The sequence below is a fragment of the Neobacillus camarae genome, assembly GCF_054950115.1.
Map to the genome: position 1 here is coordinate 1,273,469 of NZ_JBUCKX010000002.1, position 21,428 is coordinate 1,294,896.

At 41.9% G+C, this 21,428-nt stretch carries 21 protein-coding genes and 1 other RNA gene; 18 read left to right on the forward strand and 4 right to left on the reverse strand.

The window, feature by feature from the left end; genetic code table 11:
• Positions 1-222 precede the first annotated feature (222 nt).
• From ACY8D0_RS13650 to ssrA, 4 genes are all read left to right on the forward strand, one after another.
• Positions 223-969 (forward strand): alpha/beta hydrolase, encoded by a 747-nt coding sequence (locus tag ACY8D0_RS13650; protein ID WP_462411045.1) that lies wholly within the window; start codon positions 223-225, stop codon positions 967-969.
• 58 nt (positions 970-1,027) lie between these two features.
• On the forward strand, positions 1,028-3,331 hold the full coding sequence (gene rnr / locus ACY8D0_RS13655; protein WP_462411366.1) for a ribonuclease R: 2,304 nt from the start codon (positions 1,028-1,030) through the stop codon (positions 3,329-3,331).
• A 90-nt stretch (positions 3,332-3,421) separates the two neighbouring features.
• Entirely contained in the window at positions 3,422-3,889 is a 468-nt protein-coding gene (gene smpB, locus ACY8D0_RS13660; RefSeq protein ID WP_462411046.1) for an SsrA-binding protein SmpB, read from the forward strand.
• 171 nt (positions 3,890-4,060) lie between these two features.
• Positions 4,061-4,397, forward strand: a transfer-messenger RNA (tmRNA) gene (gene ssrA / locus ACY8D0_RS13665).
• 514 nt (positions 4,398-4,911) lie between these two features.
• Here ssrA and ACY8D0_RS13670 read toward each other — a convergent pair.
• The 3 genes from ACY8D0_RS13670 to ACY8D0_RS13680 form a co-directional block, all read right to left on the reverse strand.
• A complete protein-coding gene (locus ACY8D0_RS13670) occupies positions 4,912-6,264 on the reverse strand; it encodes a M20 family metallopeptidase (protein ID WP_462411047.1) in 1,353 nt (450 codons plus the stop codon).
• A gap of 132 nt (positions 6,265-6,396) precedes the next feature.
• Positions 6,397-7,452, reverse strand: a complete 1,056-nt coding sequence (locus ACY8D0_RS13675) for a TadE/TadG family type IV pilus assembly protein (protein WP_462411048.1) — start codon at positions 7,450-7,452, stop codon at positions 6,397-6,399.
• 85 nt (positions 7,453-7,537) lie between these two features.
• The gene (locus tag ACY8D0_RS13680) at positions 7,538-7,870 is read right to left on the reverse strand and encodes a DUF192 domain-containing protein (RefSeq protein WP_462411049.1); all 333 of its coding nucleotides are present in this window, start codon (positions 7,868-7,870) and stop codon (positions 7,538-7,540) included.
• A gap of 232 nt (positions 7,871-8,102) precedes the next feature.
• On the opposite strand from ACY8D0_RS13680, the gene ACY8D0_RS13685 reads away from it, so the two are divergent.
• From ACY8D0_RS13685 to ACY8D0_RS13740, 12 genes are all read left to right on the forward strand, one after another.
• Positions 8,103-8,273, forward strand: a complete 171-nt coding sequence (locus ACY8D0_RS13685; RefSeq protein WP_462411050.1) for a Flp family type IVb pilin — start codon at positions 8,103-8,105, stop codon at positions 8,271-8,273.
• Between the two features lie 58 nt (positions 8,274-8,331).
• Entirely contained in the window at positions 8,332-8,841 is a 510-nt protein-coding gene (locus ACY8D0_RS13690; RefSeq protein WP_462411051.1) for an A24 family peptidase, read from the forward strand.
• Positions 8,841-9,212: a TadE/TadG family type IV pilus assembly protein gene (locus ACY8D0_RS13695; RefSeq protein WP_462411052.1), complete on the forward strand. Its 372-nt coding sequence runs from the start codon at positions 8,841-8,843 to the stop codon at positions 9,210-9,212. Before ACY8D0_RS13690 ends, ACY8D0_RS13695 begins: the two co-directional genes overlap by 1 nt.
• Positions 9,213-9,328: 116 nt before the next feature.
• On the forward strand, positions 9,329-9,955 hold the full coding sequence (gene cpaB, locus ACY8D0_RS13700) for a Flp pilus assembly protein CpaB (RefSeq protein WP_462411053.1): 627 nt from the start codon (positions 9,329-9,331) through the stop codon (positions 9,953-9,955).
• A complete protein-coding gene (locus ACY8D0_RS13705; protein ID WP_462411054.1) occupies positions 9,952-11,133 on the forward strand; it encodes an AAA family ATPase in 1,182 nt (393 codons plus the stop codon). Before cpaB ends, ACY8D0_RS13705 begins: the two co-directional genes overlap by 4 nt.
• Before the next feature lie 13 nt (positions 11,134-11,146).
• Entirely contained in the window at positions 11,147-12,490 is a 1,344-nt protein-coding gene (locus tag ACY8D0_RS13710) for a TadA family conjugal transfer-associated ATPase (RefSeq protein WP_462411055.1), read from the forward strand.
• Between the two features lie 2 nt (positions 12,491-12,492).
• On the forward strand, positions 12,493-13,455 hold the full coding sequence (locus ACY8D0_RS13715; RefSeq protein ID WP_462411056.1) for a type II secretion system F family protein: 963 nt from the start codon (positions 12,493-12,495) through the stop codon (positions 13,453-13,455).
• 2 nt (positions 13,456-13,457) lie between these two features.
• Positions 13,458-14,390, forward strand: coding sequence for a type II secretion system F family protein (locus tag ACY8D0_RS13720; RefSeq protein WP_462411057.1), 933 nt, complete (start codon positions 13,458-13,460; stop codon positions 14,388-14,390).
• A 394-nt stretch (positions 14,391-14,784) separates the two neighbouring features.
• On the forward strand, positions 14,785-15,741 hold the full coding sequence (locus ACY8D0_RS13725; RefSeq protein WP_462411058.1) for a polysaccharide deacetylase family protein: 957 nt from the start codon (positions 14,785-14,787) through the stop codon (positions 15,739-15,741).
• 108 nt (positions 15,742-15,849) lie between these two features.
• Positions 15,850-16,869, forward strand: coding sequence for an AI-2E family transporter (locus tag ACY8D0_RS13730; protein ID WP_462411059.1), 1,020 nt, complete (start codon positions 15,850-15,852; stop codon positions 16,867-16,869).
• A gap of 86 nt (positions 16,870-16,955) precedes the next feature.
• Entirely contained in the window at positions 16,956-17,189 is a 234-nt protein-coding gene (locus tag ACY8D0_RS13735) for a hypothetical protein (RefSeq protein ID WP_462411060.1), read from the forward strand.
• A 98-nt stretch (positions 17,190-17,287) separates the two neighbouring features.
• On the forward strand, positions 17,288-18,262 hold the full coding sequence (locus ACY8D0_RS13740) for a cation diffusion facilitator family transporter (RefSeq protein ID WP_462411061.1): 975 nt from the start codon (positions 17,288-17,290) through the stop codon (positions 18,260-18,262).
• Between the two features lie 258 nt (positions 18,263-18,520).
• On the opposite strand, the gene ACY8D0_RS13745 is transcribed toward ACY8D0_RS13740, so the two are convergent.
• A complete protein-coding gene (locus ACY8D0_RS13745; RefSeq protein WP_462411062.1) occupies positions 18,521-19,033 on the reverse strand; it encodes an acyl-CoA thioesterase in 513 nt (170 codons plus the stop codon).
• A 142-nt stretch (positions 19,034-19,175) separates the two neighbouring features.
• On the opposite strand from ACY8D0_RS13745, the gene nadE reads away from it, so the two are divergent.
• Together nadE and ACY8D0_RS13755 are read left to right on the forward strand one after the other, a co-directional pair.
• Positions 19,176-19,997, forward strand: a complete 822-nt coding sequence (gene nadE, locus ACY8D0_RS13750) for an NAD(+) synthase (protein WP_462411063.1) — start codon at positions 19,176-19,178, stop codon at positions 19,995-19,997.
• A gap of 151 nt (positions 19,998-20,148) precedes the next feature.
• Entirely contained in the window at positions 20,149-21,348 is a 1,200-nt protein-coding gene (locus ACY8D0_RS13755) for a membrane-associated sensor domain-containing protein (RefSeq protein ID WP_462411064.1), read from the forward strand.
• The last annotated feature ends 80 nt before the right edge of the window (positions 21,349-21,428 follow it).

The window sequence follows — 21,428 nt, forward strand, 5'->3', positions numbered from 1 at the left end:
TGGCGACAAAAATGTTAGTCCAGAGGCAAAAACTGTCGTCAAGAAAGGGACTGTGGGGACAAAATTTGTTAGTGAAAGATAGCCTACATTATTATTCCCAAGGTAAAAAAACTGTCTACCTGTTCCTTTGTACCCGCCATCAAGCCTTTTTGGTGGAATGTTGCCCCCATTAATGCTTAAACTAAAACAAGAGAATTTTAGTACATAAAGGAGTTTTGCATCATGAAATTAGCATTGCCAAAACCATTTACGTTTGAAGGAGGAAAGCGGGGAGTTCTGTTGCTTCATGGCTTCACGGGTAACTCATCCGACGTTCGGATGCTAGGCCGCTTTCTTGAAAATAAGGGCTACACTTGCCATGCCCCCCACTATAAAGGCCACGGTGTGCCACCCGAAGAACTGGTTCTGACCGGACCGGAAGATTGGTGGCAGGACGTTTTGGCAGGATATCATTATTTGAAAAAAAAGGGCCACGAGGAAATTGCCGTTGCCGGTCTTTCACTAGGTGGGGTATTTTCTTTAAAATTGGGATACACTGTACCTATAAAAGGAATTGTACCTATGTGTGCCCCGATGCATATAAAAAGTGAAAAGATTATGTACGAGGGCGTGCTGGAGTATGCCCGGGAGTTTAAGAGACGAGAAGGAAAATCGGAGGAACAAATTGAATTAGAGATGAACGAGTTTAAAAAGACTCCGATGAACACGTTAAAAGCTTTACAGGAACTGATTGCAGATGTCAGGGGAAATGTCGATATGATTTACGCCCCGACATTTGTGGTTCAAGCGCGCCACGATAAAATGATCAATACCGAAAGTGCCAATATAATTTATAACAACATTGAAACGGACTTGAAGCAAATGAAATGGTACGAGGAGTCAGGCCACGTCATCACGCTGGATAAAGAACGGGAACAGCTGCATGAAGACGTGTACGCCTTTTTGGAAAAGCTCGATTGGCACGAATAAGATTCCTTACGAAGGAGGGATATTTTTGGATCATATCCAAAATCATATTGAAAAATTAATGAATTATATGAAGGACGAGGCATACAAACCACTAACTGTCCAAGAGCTTGAAGCGGCATTTGGGATAGAGGACTCGGGCGACTTTAAAGAGTTTGTCAAAGCCCTTGTCCAAATGGAAGAAAAAGGGCTTGTTGTCCGGACCAGGGCCAACCGATATGGCCTGCCGGGAAAAATGAACCTAATCCGTGGAAAACTGACGGGACATGCCAAGGGATTTGCCTTTGTGATTCCGGAGGAACCAGGGATGGATGATATTTTTATTCCCCCGACGGAAATTAACAATGCCATGCACGGTGATACGGTTCTAGTTCGGGTCACTTCTGAAACCTCCGGTCAGCGCCGGGAAGGCAGCGTCATCCGGATAGTCGAAAGAGGCACGAAACAAATCGTTGGGACTTATGTGGAAAGCAAAAACTTCGGGTTTGTCATTCCCGATGATAAAAAATTTGCCAGTGATATTTTTATTCCAAAAGAAGCTTCCAAGGGAGCAGTCGAAGGGCATAAAGTCGTTGTGGAACTGACCTCCTATCCGGAGGGAAGAAAAAGTGCCGAGGGGGAAGTCGTTACCATCCTCGGCCATAAAAACGACCCTGGTGTGGATATTCTTTCGGTTATACATAAGCATGGCCTTCCCATGGCCTTTCCGGACGAAGTGTTGCAGCAGGCCAATGAAACACCTGATACGATTGATGAAAGTGAGCTCGCCAATCGGCGGGATTTACGAAATGAAGTCATTGTGACCATCGATGGCGCGGATGCGAAAGATTTGGATGACGCCGTTACGGTAACCAAATTGGATAACGGGAACTACAAGCTTGGTGTTCATATTGCCGATGTTAGTTATTACGTCCAAGAGGGGACACCAATTGACCGAGAGGCTGCGGACAGGGCTACCAGTGTTTATTTGGTGGATCGTGTAATCCCGATGATTCCGCACCGATTATCCAATGGAATTTGTTCGCTTAATCCAAAGGTGGATCGTCTGGTGCTATCATGTGAAATGGAAATTGACTCATCTGGCAACGCGGTTTCCCATGAAATTTTTCAAAGTGTCATCAAGACAACGGAACGGATGACCTATCATGATGTCAACCTGATACTTGTTGATAAGGATGAGGAGACACGGGCACGGTATGAGTCGCTTGTCCCGATGTTTGAATTAATGGAAGAACTCGCGGCAATTCTCCGCAATAAACGGATGACCCGCGGTGCGATTGATTTTGATTTTAAAGAATCAAAGGTCTTGGTCGATGAGGAAGGAAAACCGACCGAGGTGATTTTGCGCGATCGGTCCGTTGCCGAGCGGCTGATTGAGGAATTTATGCTGGCAGCCAATGAAACGGTGGCCGAGCACTTCCATTGGATGGACGTGCCGTTTATTTACCGTATTCACGAAGACCCGAAAGAGGACAAACTTCGAAAGTTTTTCGAGTTTATTACCAACTTTGGTTACATTGTCAAGGGTACCGCAAACAATGTCCACCCACGGGCACTTCAGGAGATTATTGAAGAAGTGCAGGGCAAGCCGGAGGAAATGGTCATATCCACTGTGATGCTGCGTTCGATGCAGCAGGCAAAATACGATCCGGACAGTTTAGGTCACTTTGGGCTATCGACCCAGTTTTATACCCATTTTACGTCTCCCATCCGCCGTTATCCGGATACCATCGTGCACCGGTTGATCAGAACTTATTTAATCGAGGGCAAGCTCGATGAGACGACACGGGAAAAATGGAATGCCCAACTGCCGGAAATCGCCCAGCATTCCTCTAAAATGGAGCGCCGTGCTGTCGATGCCGAGCGGGAAACAGATGAATTGAAAAAAGCGGAGTTCATGCTGGACAAAATTGGTGAGGAGTTTGACGGTATTATCAGTTCTGTCACTAACTTTGGCATGTTCGTCGAACTGCAAAACACCATTGAAGGTCTCGTCCATGTCAGCTATATGACAGATGACTATTACCGCTTTGATGAACGCCATTACGCGATGATTGGAGAACGGACCGGGAAGGTATTCCGGATTGGCGATGAAATTACCGTCCGGGTCATCAATGTGAATAAAGAAGAACGGTCAATTGATTTTGAAATTGTCGGCATGAAGGGCACACCCCGCCGGGAACGCCCCGCCGCTCCGAAAGTGTTCAAAACCGGAAGTGATACCCAAAAGCCGCGCCGCAATAAACAAGGCGAACGGCCGGCAGAGGCAGGCGGAAAACAGGGAGCAAGGCCGAAAAAGAAACGCAAGCATTATGAGAACGTTCCGATTTCCAAAAGCACAAAACGTAAAAAGAAGAAACGGTAGTAATATGAGGGCCGCTTTGGACGGCCCTCTTTTCGTTGTACGATGCAGTTTATTTTGTTAAAATATAAGTCATAGATTTGAGGTGAAAAAATGCCAAAAGGTGAAGGGAAAACAGTTGCTCAAAATAAAAAGGCCTATCATGATTATTTTATCGAGGAAACCTACGAGGCTGGACTTGTGCTTCAAGGAACCGAAATTAAGGCGATTCGTGCCGGACGCGTGAACCTGAAAGATTCGTATGTGAGGATACAAGACGGAGAAGCCGTGATTTTTGGAATGCATGTTAGTCCATATGAACAGGGAAACCGCTATAATCATGATCCTTTACGGACACGCAAGTTGCTGCTCCATAAAAAGGAAATCATGAAGCTGTTCGGTGATTCCAAAGAATCGGGCTTTGCGATCATTCCGCTAAAGCTTTATCTTAAAAATGGCTATTGCAAGGTATTAATCGGGTTGGCCAAAGGGAAAAAGAACTACGATAAACGGGAAGATTTGAAGAAAAAAGAAGCCAAACGTGAAATTGAACGTGCTTTCCGAGAACGCCAAAAGATGTAATCAGTGTTACTCTAAATTTCCAATTTATTTACAGTTACTTACAATTGAAAAATACTTCAAGTGTGGTATAATAAGTTTGTCGCTAAGATGCGACACAAACTTTAGCTCAACAACTTGCCAGTTTCCTAAACGTCTTGCTGAGGTTATCAGCACATTTTATAATGGGGACGCTACGGATTCGACAGGGGTAGTTCGAGCTTAGGTTGCGAGTCGAGGGGGTCGGCCTCGTTAAAACGCCAAAGCCAATAACTGGCAAAACTAACAATAACTTAGCTTTCGCTGCTTAATAGCGCTTAGGCTGTTCGCCCCTCCATTGCCTGTGTGGTAGGGTAGCGGACTCACTCTTAGCAGGCTACGCCGGATTCCACCGTCTGAGGATGAAGGAAGAGAACAACCAGACTAGCTGACCGGACGCCGGTCGATAGGCAAAAGGCTCAGCGAAGCGCCAATATATCGACTACACTCGTAGAAGCTTAAGTGCCGATATCTTTGGACGTGGGTTCGATTAAGTTTTAGTCGCCTCGTGTGGTAACATGCGAGTGATAATCCGGCTTTATCGGTGAAACCTAAGTCACTTTTTGTGATAAGGCAATGCCGAGCGGTATGTGGAGTAATCCAACAGCCGTGTATCGACTTATAGGCCGCCAATTTAAGTGGTGGTACTAGGATGCGTAACGCTTACCTGAATGGTAAAATTCTTGTTTCGCATAAGACGCCGGAGAACCTGTGGTACAGGTTCAAGATATAGTCAGTGCCATGACGAAAGCATGGAAGAGCACGTCCCACCGTCTCCACCATACATAGGTGGATAACAAGGCTAGCAGAAATGCTGGTCTTTTTTATTTATATCTTAAAAAAGTCGGCTAAATCCTGATGCGGTACGTTTCACGCTGATATTGACTGTAACGGCAGCTATAACATAAAGCTGAGAAAAATGGACTTTCAGAGAAAAAGAATACCCGTCAAATGACGGGTATTTCATTTGTATAGATCTTTTAGAAATCCAGAAGAATCTGAAAAACTCATCGAGTTAATTCATAAACCGCTTTTGCATAAATCGTCATGGCTTGGAACATTTTTTCTAACTCAACATGTTCATTCGGTTGATGTTCAGTTTTGAGTTGGTCGGGGAAAATGGCTCCGAATGCCACAAAGTTTTCCATCGCACGGGCATAGGTCGCACCTCCGGATGAAATCGGTTCTGACCCCAAATCCCCGGTCACTTCTTGGTAAACATTCATCAGAGTTTTAACCAAAAAATGATCCTTTGGAATGTAAATGGAGTTTAGAAAATCGTATTCCTTGTATTCCAAACCGTACTTGTTGGCGGTCGTAGAAAGCTGGTCAGCAATGGTTTGTTTATCCACCGTAACCGGAATTCGGATATCAATGGACAATCTTTCAACATCCCTGGTCATGTCCAGTTTACCAACATTGAATTTTAAATTTCCGGAAACATCGTCCTCACATTTTCCAAAAATTTGACTGGCGAATGCATCTTCCTTTACCAGGTCATTAATAAAATCAATCACTTTAGATGAGTAACCAATTTTCTTTAATCCAATTAATAAACGGTTAATGGCATTGATCCCTGTTTCCGCCACTTGAGCATGCACTGCTTTTCCCAGGACAACGATTTCCCCATCCTTCATTTCATACTCATAGCCCAACTCCTGTAAGGCATTCTTCAACTCGGCATTTTTGGGACCGCTATAGCTGGCGGTATCCGGCACTGCATTAAAGGAATTACCGGCGTTGATTTGTAATGATGATTCATTTATTCCCTCTAACTGCACCTGGAGTAAGCCTTTTTCAGCAAAAACGAGCGGGAAAACGGAGTCAGGAGCAAAACCCATCGCAGGTAGCTCCTCTAACTCGCTGTAGCGGTTCATACAGCGCCAAAGTGATTCTTCATCAGTGCCAAAAATAAATCGGACACGTTTACGAAAAGTTACGCCAAGATTCATTAAAGCTTTGACCGCGAACAAAGCGGCCAATGTCGGGCCTTTGTCATCTTGAGTTCCGCGTCCATACATGTTGCCGTTCTTAATGATAGGCTCGAAGGGCGGTGATAACCATTTGTCTAATTTTCCGGCGGGAACGACATCAAGATGCCCTAGAATGCCGATCATTTCCTCTCCTTCGCCAATCTCGGCATAGCCATAATAGCCTGCCGGGTCACAGTAGGTTTTGAAACCCAGCTGCTCGGAAATCTCCAACGCCTTCTTGAGAGCCGAATCGATAGGCTGGCCAAATGGAAAGCCTGGCTCGGTTTCTTGAATGTAGCTTGGAATGGAGACAAGCTCCATTAATGCCTGATGAAAATTGGCTTCTATATTTTTTAATTCTGCCGTTATAAGTGATAAATTGACCATGATGTCCTCCAGTACAATAATCCATGTTGTATTACTCTTACTGATTTTAGCGTTAATCAACCAGACCTTTCAACTTTTATATATAAAAAGGCGTGTCTTAAATGAGTTTTTAAGACACGCCGCTTTAACGATTTATAATACTAATTGAGAAAAAATTGGCAGGTTGAGTGGGACATCTCCGACATCACCTGGAACTTTCACTTCAAGAAAGGTGGCATTGATGGTTTTCTCATCTGCAGATAGGGAGTCAATTCTAAATGCTGCAAATCCTAATATGACGACCGTACTTTTTCCTGAACCCGTGTCACTAATAATGGGAACATACACCACTTGGCCGATTTTATTTTTAATCGCAGGTAGAATGTTCTCGCTTTTGGTAGAGATGCCGGTTTTGGTATCTACTTGCTGCCCGACGGATACGTCATAGGGAAATCCATTTTCAATAAATTCTCCAACAGATTTCGATCCACTGTTCGTCTTTCCATCGGCATCTGTATCGGAGCTTTTGCTGCTCATTGTGGAACTGGTGCAATCAAAGTCATCGATACCGTTCACCTTACAAATTTTTCCGTATAATTTTCCGTCCGGCATGATGGAGCTGAAATCAAGATAGCTGTAATTGCCCTGTTTACCTCCACCAGGTTCATATAGGAGCTGATACTCCGTTTCACCTTTTTCCTGTTTCTCTTTAAAATCATCTACTGGCAAACCGATTGGGATCACTCCCGCCTCAGCTTTAGCTATTTGTCCTATGTTGACTCTTGCAGTTGCTTTGACCTCGGTCAGCTTACCCATTCCTAAAACAGGCATTAGCAGCAATGAAACGTTTTCTTTTCCAGTTACTTGGACGTATTCCACGTTTTGGTCATCATCATGTTCAGCAATCGGGCTGTAGGTGATATTATTGCTGACCGAATCATCTTCATCATCATAGTTGTTTTCAGAAATTGCCTCTGCGTTGCCTGTTGCAATGGAATAATTGAATGCGCCTCGTGATTTATAATCGTCGATCATCGCATCCGCCCCGGCAAGCACACCGGCATCGACTGCCTTTTGCAATTGCGACTTGGCGATATACAGTCTCCCTCCATCAATTGCCAGGCCAGCAAAGCCTATTAATACCACTAATAGAATCGGAAAAATTGCCATGGATTGACCTTTTTCATCAGCAAAAACCCTTTTTAGCAAAAAAAATGCCTCCTTTCATCTTTTTGTTCTTTATAAAGAATTATAGTGCGTATCCCAGACTTTGTACAGAGAAAATAAGAACAGTCTAGCAAGGAAATTGAATGAAGCTGCCTACCTTAATAGTTAAATTATGAATGGTTCCTGCTGGTAGTTCCAGCGTAGAATAGGCATTCTTCAGGGGTTTGGTCATTTTCCATGGCTTAAGGTCAGAGTAGAGGCCAACCACTTCTTGGCGTTCGTTTAAAAGGACAACATCAATCGAAAATTTCATAAAAAACATATGAACAGCATTACAGGGCACAATCCAAAGTCCTTCATTCGTAATCGGTTCCATTCGAAACATGTATCCTTTAAGTCTAGTAAAAAATGAATCCGCTTTATTAATTTGGTAAGGTATGGCGATTGTTCTCTTTTTCATTTACAAGACTCCTTACTTTTTTTGTTGTGTTCATTATATTGTATTTTTTGTTCAATTAAAAGAACGAAAAACTAAGAAAAAAGGAGAAAAACAGAGAATTAAATTAGTTAACAAGTGAAAATAGGTAAATTTGACTAAAAGTGGAATTTTTCAAAATAGTAAGTTCGATATATACTCAAGTCAAGTTCTAAATACAGAACGACAAAACAAAACCTATTAAGGAGGAAAAGAAATGCTAGAAAAAATGAAAAATCTTGTTGTTGAAGAAGAAGGGCAAGCGTTAACTGAGTACGGGTTGATCATTGCACTAGTGGGAATCGCCTGCATAGCTGTCTTAGGTTACTTGGGAGATGAATTATTTAATAAGTTAAAAGTTGTAAAGGATGCAATTAAAAATTCTTAATAATATCTATAAGCCCTGCTTTGGCAGGGCTTATTAGTAAGATTTGGAGATGATGAAAATGGAGTTTATCGTATTATTTTTAACTCTGGGAATTTGCCTTGTTACTGATATTAAATCCAGAAAAATATTAAATATCGTTACTCTTCCTACCATACTATTTGCATTGATATATTCTATTTTTACCAATGGGTTAGAAGGCTTTTTATTTTCAGGAAAAGGGTTATTAGTAGGATTTATCTTTTTATTTATCCCTTATTTATTGGGGGGGATGGGAGCCGGAGATGTAAAGCTTATGGCAGCTATCGGTGCTCTTATGGGAACAGAATTCGTATTTAACTCTTTTATTTTCACAGCTCTGATTGGCGGTGCAATTGGGCTTTTTTTAATCATTAAGAAAAATGGATTTATAACTCTTATTAAATCAATCTACTTAAATATCGTTTATTTTAGAAATAATATTGGTTCTATTATTTTATCTAAAGCAAAAGATGGCAGAAGCATATCCTTTCCATATGGCATTGCCATTGTATTTGGTACATTGTGTTCAGTTGTTTGGAGCAGATTCTAATGAAACTTGAAAATGGTCAATCACTGGTTGAATTTGCCCTTATACTTCCTATTTTCATTATGTTATTATTCGGCATTATCGACTTTGGCCGCGCGTTTCATGCCTATTTAACCATTGATCATGCAGGTAGAGAAGCAGCACGTGCAGCAAGTATTGGTAAAAGTGATTCACAAGTCAAACAAATTGCTATGAACCAAGGGACAAGTATCCACTTAAACGAAGCATGGGTCAGTGTTTCAACTAAAACAGAGGGAACAGATAAAGTTGCAACGATTACCATTTCCTATCCTTTCCAATTTATCACTCCGGTACTTGGACCGCTTGTTAAGACTATGGAACTGAAAGACGAAACACAAATGAGAATAGAATAGAACGCTAATTATTGAGAAGACGGCTGTTGTTCTTATCGGACTATACAATGAAACACAGCTTTAATAATAGATGCAAAAAACGGTAAGAGTTAAATACCTAGATACAGGAGGACGAAATGGATACGAAAAAAATTTGGATAGTATCGTTTGTTATCGGCTTAATGGCAGCAGGAGTCCTTTACATAACTGTTTTTGCAAAAGAAGATTCACCCAAGCCGGCCATAGCATCGGTCAGCGATGAAGGGACAAAAGAAAAAGAACAAACGTCCCAAGAAAAAACTGAAAAACAGAAACAGTCGGAAAAAGATAAGGCGCTGGCAAGAGAATTTACCAATCCAATTGCCGATGTAAGCAAAGGCAAGCGGGCCATATCCATCAAAGTAGATTTAGACAGCGGGGTTTCCGGATATGTGGCCCCGAATTCCATGGTAGATGTAATTGCTTATGAAACAGACAAAGATGATGCAACAAAAAAAGAATATAAATCAGCGGTTTTAGCGCTTGAAAACGTCAAAGTATTGACATCCGGCCAATCTTCAGATGATAAAGAAGGGGCGCTTAAATATCAAACCGTCACATTGGAAGTAACGGTGGAGGAAGGAATCACCCTGAGCTTAGCTTCCAAGGATAAGGATGGGTTCTATTTAATGCTGCGCAATCAAGATGATGCCGAAACTGGAAAAGCCGGGATGAAACAGACAAGAGAAGTAATTAAAGAAGATAAAGAGGAGGAGAAACAATGAGTATAAATTGGGTTTATTTTTCCGATACAGCTTCTTCTCTTGGAGAGGTGAAAACCTTTCTGGAAAAACAGTTGTATTCATTGTACGAAACCAATGAAATGAAGCAGCTGGACTCACTATTGAGAGAATCCAATCAAACGGTTCTATTCCTGGATGCCAATACACAATACAATAACTACAGTCTTTGTCGGGAAATTTCAGCCATTTATCCGCATGTCTATATTATTTTGATGGTGTCAGAAGAAAGAGAGGACCTGAAAAAGGCGATGCTGATGGGTGCTTCTGATACTCTCCGTACTCCATATAATCTCGAAGGGCTTTCAGAAGCTGTAGCGCATGCAAAAAGATTTATGCAGCATCGTGCGAAAATGGATCATTCTCCTAATCTAGTAAAAGAAAAGAGCAGGGTCATTGCCATTACTAGTCCAAAAGGCGGTGTAGGCAGAACTTCATTCACGGTTAATCTTGCCGTAGCATTTGCCAAAATGGGAAACAAAGTCGCTGTGATTGATGGAAACCTGCAATTTGGGGAAGTTGGGGTCTATTATAATGTGAAACCCAAAAGAACGATTTATGAATGGGTAAAGGAAGCATATGGCCGTCCTAACTACTCCATCACCCAATATATGACTGAATTGGATGTCGATGTTACCGTTCTTGCCGCTCCGCCCAGGCCTGAGTTTTTCGAGGGAATCTCTGAAAAACATATCCATGATGCAATTGAAGAGGCGAAGCAGTTATTTGATGTCATCCTCATTGATATGCCGGTTTATTTATCGGAGATTCATTTGCGGTGTTTGGCCATAGCAGACGAGATTTTACTATTATCGTTAAATGAAATTTCGGGGCTGCGCCTATGTCAGCTGTACTTAGATACTTTAGAGAATGTTCATTTAAAGGATAAGGCAAAACTAGTATTAAACCGCTACGGAAAGGGCCAAGGGCTTGAATTGAAAAGGATAGAAGAGATCCTGGGTACCAAAGTTTTTCATACTCTTCCCGATCAGCCGAATGTAGTTTCTACCTCAATCAAGACAGGCCTGCCATATATGCTATCAAACCCGCGAAGCAGTATCGGCAAGGCGGTTTTAAGTTTATCGGAACAGTTAGTTGAACAAGACAGACAGAGCTCAAGCCCTGTGAAAAATGAGAAAAAGTGGTTTAAAGTCGGCAAGTAAGGGGGATAAAGGGATGTCGCTTTTTAAAAAATATATAGAAGAAACCAGTGAAATAACACCGGTCAAGGAACTAATTGAATTCCCCACACCGAAAAAAACAAAAGAATATTGGAATCTTGAAACCAATCTTCATAACTACCTTCTGGAAGAATTAAAGAAATACCCTGGACAAGATAGAGAAAAAGAAAAGAGTAAAATAGAGGAACTGTCAGAGACCTTTTTTGAGCAAGAAGGCAGCAGACTGACGTTTGAAGAAAAACAGGAAATATTGACCTATGTTAAAGATGAGCTTCTGGCTTATGGGCCGATTACCCCCTTATTGGAAGATCCGCTGATTAGTGAGGTCATGGTAAACAACTTTAATGATGTCTATTACGAGAAAAGCGGGAAAATCTATCGAAGCCATGTGCAATTTATCGATAATCAGCACGTGATAAGGGTGATTGAGCGGATTGTTTCACCTCTAGGGCGCCGCATTGATGAAAGTTCTCCAATGGTGGATGCGCGCCTGCCGAACGGCTCGCGTGTGAATGCCATCATCCCGCCGCTAGCCCTTAAAGGCCCTAGCTTAACCATCCGGAAGTTCTCTGAAACTCCATTTACCATAAAAGATTTAGTACAATTTGGCACATTAAATGAGCAGATGGCAGAGTTTTTGGAGGTTTGTGTAAAATCAAGGCTGAATGTCTTTATCAGTGGTGGTACCGGTTCGGGGAAAACTTCCACTCTAAACGTTTTGTCTTCGTTTATTCCCAACCAAGAGCGGATTATTACCATAGAGGATGCGGCCGAACTGAAATTGTTTCAGGATCATGTGGTTAGTCTGGAATCACGGCCTTCAAATATTGAAGGCAAAGGAGAAATAAAGATTAGGGATTTAGTGCGGAACTCACTTCGGATGCGTCCTGACCGGATTGTGGTCGGGGAGGTTCGGGGGGCAGAAGCACTTGATATGCTTCAGGCCATGAATACGGGCCACGACGGCGGATTAAGTACCGGACATGCCAACTCACCAAGGGATATTTTGTCCCGTTTAGAAACGATGGTATTAATGGCAGGTTATGACCTGCCAGTTAGGGCAATCCGAGAGCAAATTGCCAATGCATTGGATTTAATCGTCCACCAATCCAGGATGAAAGACGGAACAAGAAAAATTACTTATATAACGGAAGTATTGGGGATGGAAGGCGATGTGATTGTCCTTCAAGATCTGTTTGTCTATAAGGAAACAGGCTTCACCCAAGATGGGACCATAGAAGGGGAATTTATCTCTACCGGAATACGTCCTAGGTTTACGGAACAGTTGGAACTGAATGGCTTTAAAATCCCTCCATCCTGGTTTGTTAGGGAGTGGTAATAATGAACATGGTTATAGAATTATTATTTGTTATCATTGCTGTCACACTGGTTATGTATTTAATCTTAAAAAAGGTAACCCATAAGCGGAGACTGGCCAGCCGTGTAAAGGAGTTTTTGCCCAATGGTTCTGCCCAGGAAGGGACAGAGCAGCATGAAAAGGCGCCCTCCTTTTTAGCGAGTGTTATTTCTGCTATTTCCAAGTTTTTTCAGAGTGTGCAATTTAGTGAAAAGACAAAAAAACTCTTATTGGAATCAGGCAGTCAACTGAAACCCGAAGAATTCTTGGCCATTAGGGTCATCGCTGCTATCGGTGCGGGGATTCTCTGTAGCCTTTTGGTATCTAATTGGTACCTGTCGTTTTTGGCTGCTATTATTGGATTTATCATTCCTAATCTGGTGATGAAACAGAGAAGAAAAAAACGGCTGGCAAGGGTGAATTATCAATTAATCGAAGTGTTGGGAATGACTGCTAATTCAATGCGGGCAGGTTTTAGCTTTTTACAGGCCATGCAACTTGTCGGCAAAGAAGCCCCTGATCCGCTTGGTCCGGAATTTGAACGGGTTGTCCGGCAGATTGGTCTTGGTGTTCCAATGGACGAAGTGTTTGAAGAAATGATGATCAGGCTGCCCAACAAGGAACTAGAAGTGGTAATTAGGGCCATCCTCGCCCAAAGGAAAAGCGGCGGAAACTTGGCAGGATTGCTTGAGACCATGGAGGAAACCGTTCGGGGCAGAGTGAGAATATTAGAGGAACTGAACACCATGACTGCACAGGGGAGAATGTCCTCTTGGGTCATTACCATGATCCCAATTGGTCTGGGCATTTATTTAGCGTTAGTAAATAAAGAATACTTTTCCCCCATGTTTGAGCACCCATTAGGATGGATCATGCTGTTTGTCGCCTCGTTCTCCATACTTCTTGGATGGGTGTTTATCCAAAAAATTATCCGGATTGAGGTGTAATCATGTTAAACTTTTTATTCTTGTTTTTGTTTACAGCGTTTATTACCTCATTCCTGGCAGCCATTTTATTTACCATCCTTAAAAATCAGATTGTTCATCAAAAGCGGATCATGCTGTATTTTGGAGAACGTGCCAACGAGGTCCATAACATTCCAATAAACGAGAAGAAACCAGGCCGATTAAAAAGGCTTACTGAAAATTATTGGGACAAAGGGACGCAAGGACTAAGTAAACGAATTTCAAAAGTGGAACGGAAAAGGATTGACACCATGCTGAGAGAGGCAGGTTACCCTTTTAAGTCAGCAACTGACTTTAGGATGTTTCAGCTATTATTGAGCGCAGGATTAAGTCTTCCTTTCTTTATTTTTATTATGCCTTTAGCGGAAAGCAAGCTGTTAATTTCGCTGTTGATTATCACGATGGCTTTATTGGGCTTGCGTTTGCCGGTTTTCTATTTGGGAAAAAAGAAAACGGCAAGAATCAAAGCCATCAATAAGGCAATGCCTGACTTTTTCGATACAGTAAATTTGCTGCTCGAAGCAGGAATGGGACTGGATTTGGCACTGGCAGAGGTTTCGCAAAAAAATAAAGGGCCGTTGGCTGACGAATTTTTGCAAACTTTGGAAGATATGAAACTAGGAAAGTCCAGGAGGGAAGCATTTTATGAGCTCCGCAAGCGTGTCCCATCGGATTCGGTCCAAAGTGTTATTACCTCCCTGATTCAAGCCGACCAGCTTGGGATAGGGATGGTAAAGGTATTAGGCAGTCTGACCGTCCGAATACGCGAACAGCGGCGGGAGGCCGCACGGGAGCAAGCCATGAAGGCTCCTGTGAAAATGTTGTTCCCTATGGTGTTTTTCATCTTTCCCTCGATCTTTATAGTCATTTTGGGACCGCTCGTTATTTATTTGCTTACAAAGGGGCTTGGTGGATAAGCTACTATCCCCTTCTGGATTCGGGAACAGAAGAAAAGAGGCTGATAGGTCAGCCTCTTTTCTTTTGTTCCTTTTTACAATAGTCGGTCATTATCCAGGATATTTCTAATATAATTCCATCATCGAGAAAAAAGGTGGCTGTTAGACATAAAAAAAATAATGACTGCATTTTGGAAATTAATAATGAAAAATCCACACAAGACCTGCTTTTTAAGGTAAAATAAGGAAGAAGAATTTTGTTGGAATTTGTCTGAATTTCCATTTATGTGGATGAGATATCAATAGATTTGTCATTTTTTTAATAGATTTGTAACATAAGTGTAACAAAATCGTCTATAATGGTGGAGTCACGGAAATTATGAGGCAGTGAGGTAATAAAACAATGGGGAAACTTATGCGAGGTCGTTCAAAAGGGGTATTGGCGGCAGTTTTTCTGATCGGTCTTTTTGTTTTGGGCATTTTTGCAACAGAAACGACGAACAAGACTACAAACTTGCAAAACCATGAAACTAGTAAACATACAAAAGAAGCATTGCAAACTACTAAGGATTATCGCCAGGAAAACAAAAGGGGCGAGAAGCAGCCGAAAAAAGCAGAAGCAAAGGAAAATCATCAGCCGAATCAACCAGTACCAGCATCTTTGCCGGCAAATCAAGCCCCCAAACAGGAGGCGGCTAATCAACCTGCACCAACTCAAGTGGCGGCTGGTAACCAAGCGCCGACTCCGCCCCAGCCGGCAAGCACTCCGGTTGAAAATTCAAAAACCATTTATTTAACCTTTGATGATGGCCCAACGGCTTTTTCGGGGGATATTATTGCCCTTCTGGAACAATATCAGTTTAAGGCAACGTTTTTTATGATTGATGGAAACATCCGGAGATATCCTGATTCCGTAAAGTTAATGGTTGCGTCTGGAGAAGGAGTCGGACTTCACAGCGTAACTCACAGGAAGGATACCTTCTATGCTTCGGCGGCTTCAGTCATAGGGGAGCTAAACCAAAACCATAACACGCTGTTGGAAATTTCAGGGGTGGATTCTCCCCTGGCAAGAACCCCTTACGGAAGTTCACCCTATATGACAGACGAGTATAAAGCTGCGGTGAAAGATAATGGATACATCATGTGGGATTGGAATATAGATAGTAAAGACTGGTATTATAAGGACGAACGCTATATACAGAGTGTGATTGACCAAATTAACAATATGGCTGGCCATAACGGGCCCCTGGTTATTTTGATGCATGAGAAGAGGGAAACACTTGCCCATTTGCCCAAGCTATTGGATTATTTAAAATCACAAGGTTATCAATGTAAAGCGATTGATCGCTCGGTTGTTCCCGTTCAATTTTAATACACTTTTTAATTCAGGAAAATGAATAAATGATTTGGTATAATGAAACCATACTTCACAAAAATGATTGTGAATTTTTAGTAGGAATGTTGAGGTTCTAAACTAGCCATGATGAATAAACTATTACAGAGCAGCGGTTTTAAAAGAGTTCTCATATTTGTCGTTATAGCCATTGCGTTATATGCGATGCGCTCCATGATTAATTTAATTTTACTAACATTTATATTTGCGTTTTTGATGGATCGGCTTGTTCAATTTATCGAAGGGAAGGTTCCTCTCAACCGCAAATTGATTGTGGTTATTTCATACGCCAGTATCGTCGGCTTGGTATCCTATGGAGTCGTTACGTATTTGCCGATGATTGCCAGTGAAATCACCACTTTAATTAAGCAGTTAACGGCTTTTTATACTTCCAAGCATGATAATGTTGTGTTGAATTATTTAGTGAGGCGATTTGAGGAAGTCAAGATTTCCAGTTACCTTGAACAAGGTGTAACGTTTGTCCTTAAGTATTTTACCGATATCAGCAAAGTCAGCCTGCAAGTTCTTCTGGCCCTGTTGTTAAGCCTGTTTTTCCTATTGGAAAAACCGCATTTGATTGAATTTACCAAAAAGTTTAAAACAAGCAAAGTTTCATCGATTTATGTGGAAATTGAATATTTTGCCAAAAAATTCGTTGGAACCTTTGGTAAGGTAATTGAAGCGCAATTAATTATTGCAGTTGTCAATTGTGTACTGACCACGATTTCCTTGTGGCTGCTTGATTTTCCGCAACTAGGTGGTTTATCCATCATGGTTTTCATTTTGGGGTTAATCCCTGTTGCCGGAGTGATTATCTCGCTCATCCCGCTGACGATTATTGCTTATAGTATCGGCGGAATGATGAAGGTGTTATATATCGCCATTGCGATTGCGATTATCCATGGGATTGAGGCCTATATCTTAAACCCGAACCTCATGAGTTCCAAAACGAATCTTCCGGTTTTCTATACATTTATTGTGTTAATCTTTTCTGAACATTTTTTTGGCGTCTGGGGACTGATTATCGGGATTCCCGTATTTGTTTTCCTTCTGGATGTCTTGGAAGTGACAGGGACAAAACATAGATCGGATAAGGGCACTTCGTAAACAAAAGGTCAGGCTGATGCTTGGCTTTTTTCTTTTGCCGGAAACATGATATGCTATAGAAAAATGAAAACAAGGGAGGGAACCACATGGGCGAATGCAAGCTGGACCATGCGCAGGAAGATGTTAAAAAGAAGTATGAATCGCAAATTCCTTTTTTGCCAGAGGACATGAAGCCATTATTTGAGGGGTTTTTTGTCAAAGATCATACACAGGAAATATTGAATGAGGTGTTTCATCTGCTGAAGAAATATGACTTGGCTTCGGAAGAAGAAAAAAATGAGCGAAACAACAGATTGTATTTAGTGCTGCGCAATCTTTAGCAAAAATAGGTGTGAATGATAAAAAGTGATTATTTGGAAAAATTAATAGAAACAAAAGTCAATATCGATAAAATTTGATTTTGAAAATGGGGGGCACAATGGGAGAGTTATTAAAATTATTAAAGCGGGGTAATCGGTCTGCCATGCTGGCGGCTGTTGTCAATACAATTATCGCTATTATAAAGGGAGCAGCATTTATATTTACGGGGAATGTTGCCATCTTTGCGGAAACGATGCATAGTTTAGGGGATGCTGCCAATCAGTTTTTTGTATTTGTGGGTTCAGCATTAAGTAAAAAGGCCCCGACAGAAAAGTTTCCCAATGGGTTTGGCCGTCTAGTCAATTTAGTGCTTCTTGGAGCGGTATTAATCGTCGGGATTATGGCCTTTGAAACCATTCGGGAAGGGTATCATCATGTTTTGCATCCGACAGAGTCGAGCGGCTTTTGGATTAATATTATTGTTTTATTGGTTTCAACCTTGCTTGAAACCTTTGTGCTATATAAAGCCATGAAGGAGGTTCTCCATGATAATCAAGTGGAGGCCAGCGGTCCAAGTGTATTTTTCAAGAGTTTTTCCTTTTTAGGAAGAGCTAAACCGGCAACCAAGTTGGTTTTTATGGAAGACTCGGTGGCAACGTTGGGCGGATTATTAGCGATTGTGGCGGTGGTAGCAGCCCGTTTCACCGATTTTCATCAGCTCGAGGGAATGGCATCAATCCTGATTGGTGTGATGATGTTTTTGGTGGTGGGAAAGGTGTTCCTGGATAATGCAGCCGGGGTAATCGGCCAAGCTGATGAGGAAATGGAATATAAAATTGGAGAACTGGTGATGGCGGACCCTGATGTAAAGGATATTCAAGATATTACAGTGATCAAAGAAGGCGAGGACCTGCATGTAGAACTGGAAATTGAGATTGACCCTAGTCTAACCGTTGCAGCCGCCGATGATATCAAAGACCGTTTAGAAGAAAAAATTCTCGGTGAGAACGGGGTGGTCGATGTCACGATTGAAATAGATGAAGAGGACGGAGTCATGACTTGGAAAAAACAGAAAGAGCCAATCGAGGAGTGACAGGTACATATTTTATCAAAAGGTTCGCTGACAAATGCGCGAACCTTTCTTTATAAAAAAAAGAATATTGCTCGGCTTCAGTGCACTTCTCTAAAAATAAAAAAAATATATGATTATCGACTTTGAGAATTGTCCAGATCCACAAGGAAAGCTTCGGCAGCCTAGATATCGAACGAAGAAAAAGCGATAGCTTTATCGAGTAGCGCCCCAGCGCCTAGTGTCCTTCGGTGCTTACCAGGGCGCTTGCGCTTTTATTATTTATTCCCATGGCTTTTGTGTAGTGAAATAGTTTGCCAGTTCCCTGCTCAACCGGCGATGTGTTTTACGATACTCGGCCCGTTCTTTTCCGGTTTCGTGCAATTTTTTTTCTTCTTCTGTTTCCGGAATAATGACAGGTACCTTTGCGGGCTTTCCGTTCCCGTCCAATGCTACAAAGGTCAAAAAAGCCGTTGCCGCAATTTTTCTGTCACCTTTAAGCAGATTCTCCGCAATAACTTTGACAAACACTTCCATCGACGATGATCCTGTCCAGGTGACAAACGATTCCAGACAAACTGAATCATTTGGGGTAATCGGACTCAGGAAGTCTACTGAATCCGTGGAGGCCGTGACACACTCCATCCGGCAGTGCCGCGCGGCGGAAATTGAGGCAAGCATATCGATGTCGCTCATCAGTTTACCGCCGAACAATGTATTATGATTATTGACATCATTCGGGAAAATCCTGCTTGTCCTTACCACCCTTGTCTCATTACACGTTTTTGCTTCCAAATTCAAATCCTCCCATGCAGTTAAGCTACTATTACTTTACCCAAAAAGGGCAGCAATCTCAATTTTTAGTGATAAAGTAATAATTGTGGTACATTACTATAAAAGGATGATTCTATTTTTAATATGAAGGGGGTTTTTCCCATTGAGTTTACAGGAGCAAATCATCAGGGAATTAAACGTATCTGCTTCCATTGAACCAAAAGAAGAAATCCACAAACGCATCGATTTTTTAAAAAACTATTTGCGGAAAACCGGGGCGAAGGGTTTTGTCCTGGGAATTAGCGGCGGGCAGGACTCGACACTGGCCGGACGGCTAACCCAAATGGCAGTGGAGGAACTTCGAAACGAAGGGACAGAAGCGGTGTTTATTGCCGTCCGTCTTCCATATGGGACACAGAAGGATGAAGAGGATGCCAAACGGGCGTTATCCTTCATTCGCGCGGACCGTGAACTTGTTTTTAATATCAAGGTTGCCGTGGATGAAGTGCAAAACCAGTATAATTCCTCTAACGAATCGGCACCGTTAAGCGATTATCATAAAGGCAATGTAAAGGCACGTATGCGGATGATTGCCCAGTATGCGATTGGCGGCATGGAAGGCCTGCTGGTAATCGGAACTGATCATGCGGCTGAGGCCGTTACCGGATTTTATACCAAATACGGGGATGGCGGGGCTGATCTTCTTCCGTTATCCGGCTTAACGAAACGTCAGGGAAAAGCCTTGTTAAAAGAACTGGGAGCGGATGAACAGCTGTATTTAAAAACGCCTACGGCTGACCTGCTCGACCAAAAACCGGGCCAAGCGGACGAGACGGAACTGGGCATTACATATGATGAGCTTGATGATTATTTGGAGGGTAAATCTGTTGCTAAGGAAGTGGCTGAAAAAATTGACCAGCGCTACCGGGTGACAGAGCACAAACGAAGACTGCCAGCCACCATGTTTGATGATTGGTGGAAATAATGAAACGGAGATTGCCAGTACAGGCAGTCTCTTTTTTTGTCTGCACTTGAATTCGAAACATTCATAAAAATGCTACAATCTGGGCCGTTTTAGGATGATATTAGACCCTATAATAGGGTAAAGAATACAGTGAAAAAAAGGTGGTGTTTAGGTGAAGTCCAGTCTAACTGAGGTCAAGTTCCTTTTATATGCAACACTATCCATTATCTTACTGATGGTGGTCCATTTGTTCCAACCGGAATTAAATGCGATCTACAATCCGGAAAATTCAACTGGGTTCCATACCTTACTTGAGACCTTCAGTATTTCAATTTCTGCAGCTATTTTCCTTTATGGATTCAAAAACTATCAGAACACAAATTCAAGTAAAATGTTGCTGCTATCGTTTACCTTTTTACTTGTTGGTGTACTTGACCTGTTCCACACCCTTTCCTACAAAGGAATGCCTTTTTTTATAACGGATAGTTCTGTTGATAAAGCCACTTGGTTTTGGGTGATTGCCAGGATTGTTCAATCTGTCTTCATCCTGCTCATTTTAGTCACTCCAGACCGAAAACTGAAAAGGGACTATCGGCCGGGAATGTTTTTGCTGGGCATCGCCATTGCCAGTGCGTGTATATTCACAATATTTTACTTTGAAAAAAGTTTGCCGGTACTTGTTATTGATGGAAAAGGAACAACTGATTTAAAGAATGGAATGGAATATTTCATTTGCTCAGTTCAGTTCGCTTCATTAATTATCAGCCTATATCAATATTATATGAAACAATCTGAGACTAGCTTAACCTTGGCATTGGCATTGGTTTTGTTGCTGTTAACCGACTTGATCTTTACTATTTACCAAAGTGTATTTGACTTTTATAACTTCTCAGGTCATATCTTTAAAGTGGTGGGATTTTACTTTATATTAAGAGGGTTCTATTTTCTTAAATCGGTGGAGGAACAAGAAGAGCCAAAATCGGAGCTTCAAAACTTTATGTCGGAAGTTCCTGGTTTGGTTTTTAAAGCGGAAAAATACAAAAAGGAGTTTATACTTACATTTTGTCAAGGGGAGCTAATCCATCATCTCGCGCTGGAACCCGATGAAATGGCCGGAAAGCCATTTAAGGATGTTTTCTTGGGGAATCATGTATTGATTACTGATTATTGTCATTTATCTCTAAGGCTTCAGGAGAGAATTGTCTTCAACTTTGACTTTTTTGATAAGGTCTTGCTTTTCTCCATCAAACCGCATATCGAGGCAAATGAGAAAGAAGTCATCCTTGGAACGATTATTGATGTGACAGGGCTCCATGATGAACCTGCATTTGTTCAAAAAGGCAAGAAAAAGGTACCATTTTCGGTTATGTAATCCAGGAGGTTGCGTAACCTTTCTTTATATCCATTTCATAGATGTGATGCTATTTTTTACTTGAATCGGGAACAGTATTG

Excerpts from the sequence above, each read along its gene's own strand:
- ACY8D0_RS13650 (WP_462411045.1), top strand. The coding sequence starts at position 223 with ATGAAATTAGCATTGCCAAAACCATTTACGTTTGAAGGAGGAAAGCGG.
- rnr (WP_462411366.1), top strand. The coding sequence starts at position 1,028 with ATGAATTATATGAAGGACGAGGCATACAAACCACTAACTGTCCAAGAG.
- smpB (WP_462411046.1), top strand. The coding sequence starts at position 3,422 with ATGCCAAAAGGTGAAGGGAAAACAGTTGCTCAAAATAAAAAGGCCTAT.
- ACY8D0_RS13670 (WP_462411047.1), bottom strand. The coding sequence starts at position 6,264 with ATGGTCAATTTATCACTTATAACGGCAGAATTAAAAAATATAGAAGCC.
- ACY8D0_RS13680 (WP_462411049.1), bottom strand. The coding sequence starts at position 7,870 with ATGAAAAAGAGAACAATCGCCATACCTTACCAAATTAATAAAGCGGAT.
- ACY8D0_RS13685 (WP_462411050.1), top strand. The coding sequence starts at position 8,103 with ATGCTAGAAAAAATGAAAAATCTTGTTGTTGAAGAAGAAGGGCAAGCG.
- ACY8D0_RS13690 (WP_462411051.1), top strand. The coding sequence starts at position 8,332 with ATGGAGTTTATCGTATTATTTTTAACTCTGGGAATTTGCCTTGTTACT.
- ACY8D0_RS13695 (WP_462411052.1), top strand. The coding sequence starts at position 8,841 with ATGAAACTTGAAAATGGTCAATCACTGGTTGAATTTGCCCTTATACTT.
- cpaB (WP_462411053.1), top strand. The coding sequence starts at position 9,329 with ATGGATACGAAAAAAATTTGGATAGTATCGTTTGTTATCGGCTTAATG.
- ACY8D0_RS13705 (WP_462411054.1), top strand. The coding sequence starts at position 9,952 with ATGAGTATAAATTGGGTTTATTTTTCCGATACAGCTTCTTCTCTTGGA.
- ACY8D0_RS13710 (WP_462411055.1), top strand. The coding sequence starts at position 11,147 with ATGTCGCTTTTTAAAAAATATATAGAAGAAACCAGTGAAATAACACCG.
- ACY8D0_RS13715 (WP_462411056.1), top strand. The coding sequence starts at position 12,493 with ATGAACATGGTTATAGAATTATTATTTGTTATCATTGCTGTCACACTG.
- ACY8D0_RS13720 (WP_462411057.1), top strand. The coding sequence starts at position 13,458 with ATGTTAAACTTTTTATTCTTGTTTTTGTTTACAGCGTTTATTACCTCA.
- ACY8D0_RS13725 (WP_462411058.1), top strand. The coding sequence starts at position 14,785 with ATGCGAGGTCGTTCAAAAGGGGTATTGGCGGCAGTTTTTCTGATCGGT.
- ACY8D0_RS13730 (WP_462411059.1), top strand. The coding sequence starts at position 15,850 with ATGATGAATAAACTATTACAGAGCAGCGGTTTTAAAAGAGTTCTCATA.
- ACY8D0_RS13735 (WP_462411060.1), top strand. The coding sequence starts at position 16,956 with ATGGGCGAATGCAAGCTGGACCATGCGCAGGAAGATGTTAAAAAGAAG.
- ACY8D0_RS13740 (WP_462411061.1), top strand. The coding sequence starts at position 17,288 with ATGGGAGAGTTATTAAAATTATTAAAGCGGGGTAATCGGTCTGCCATG.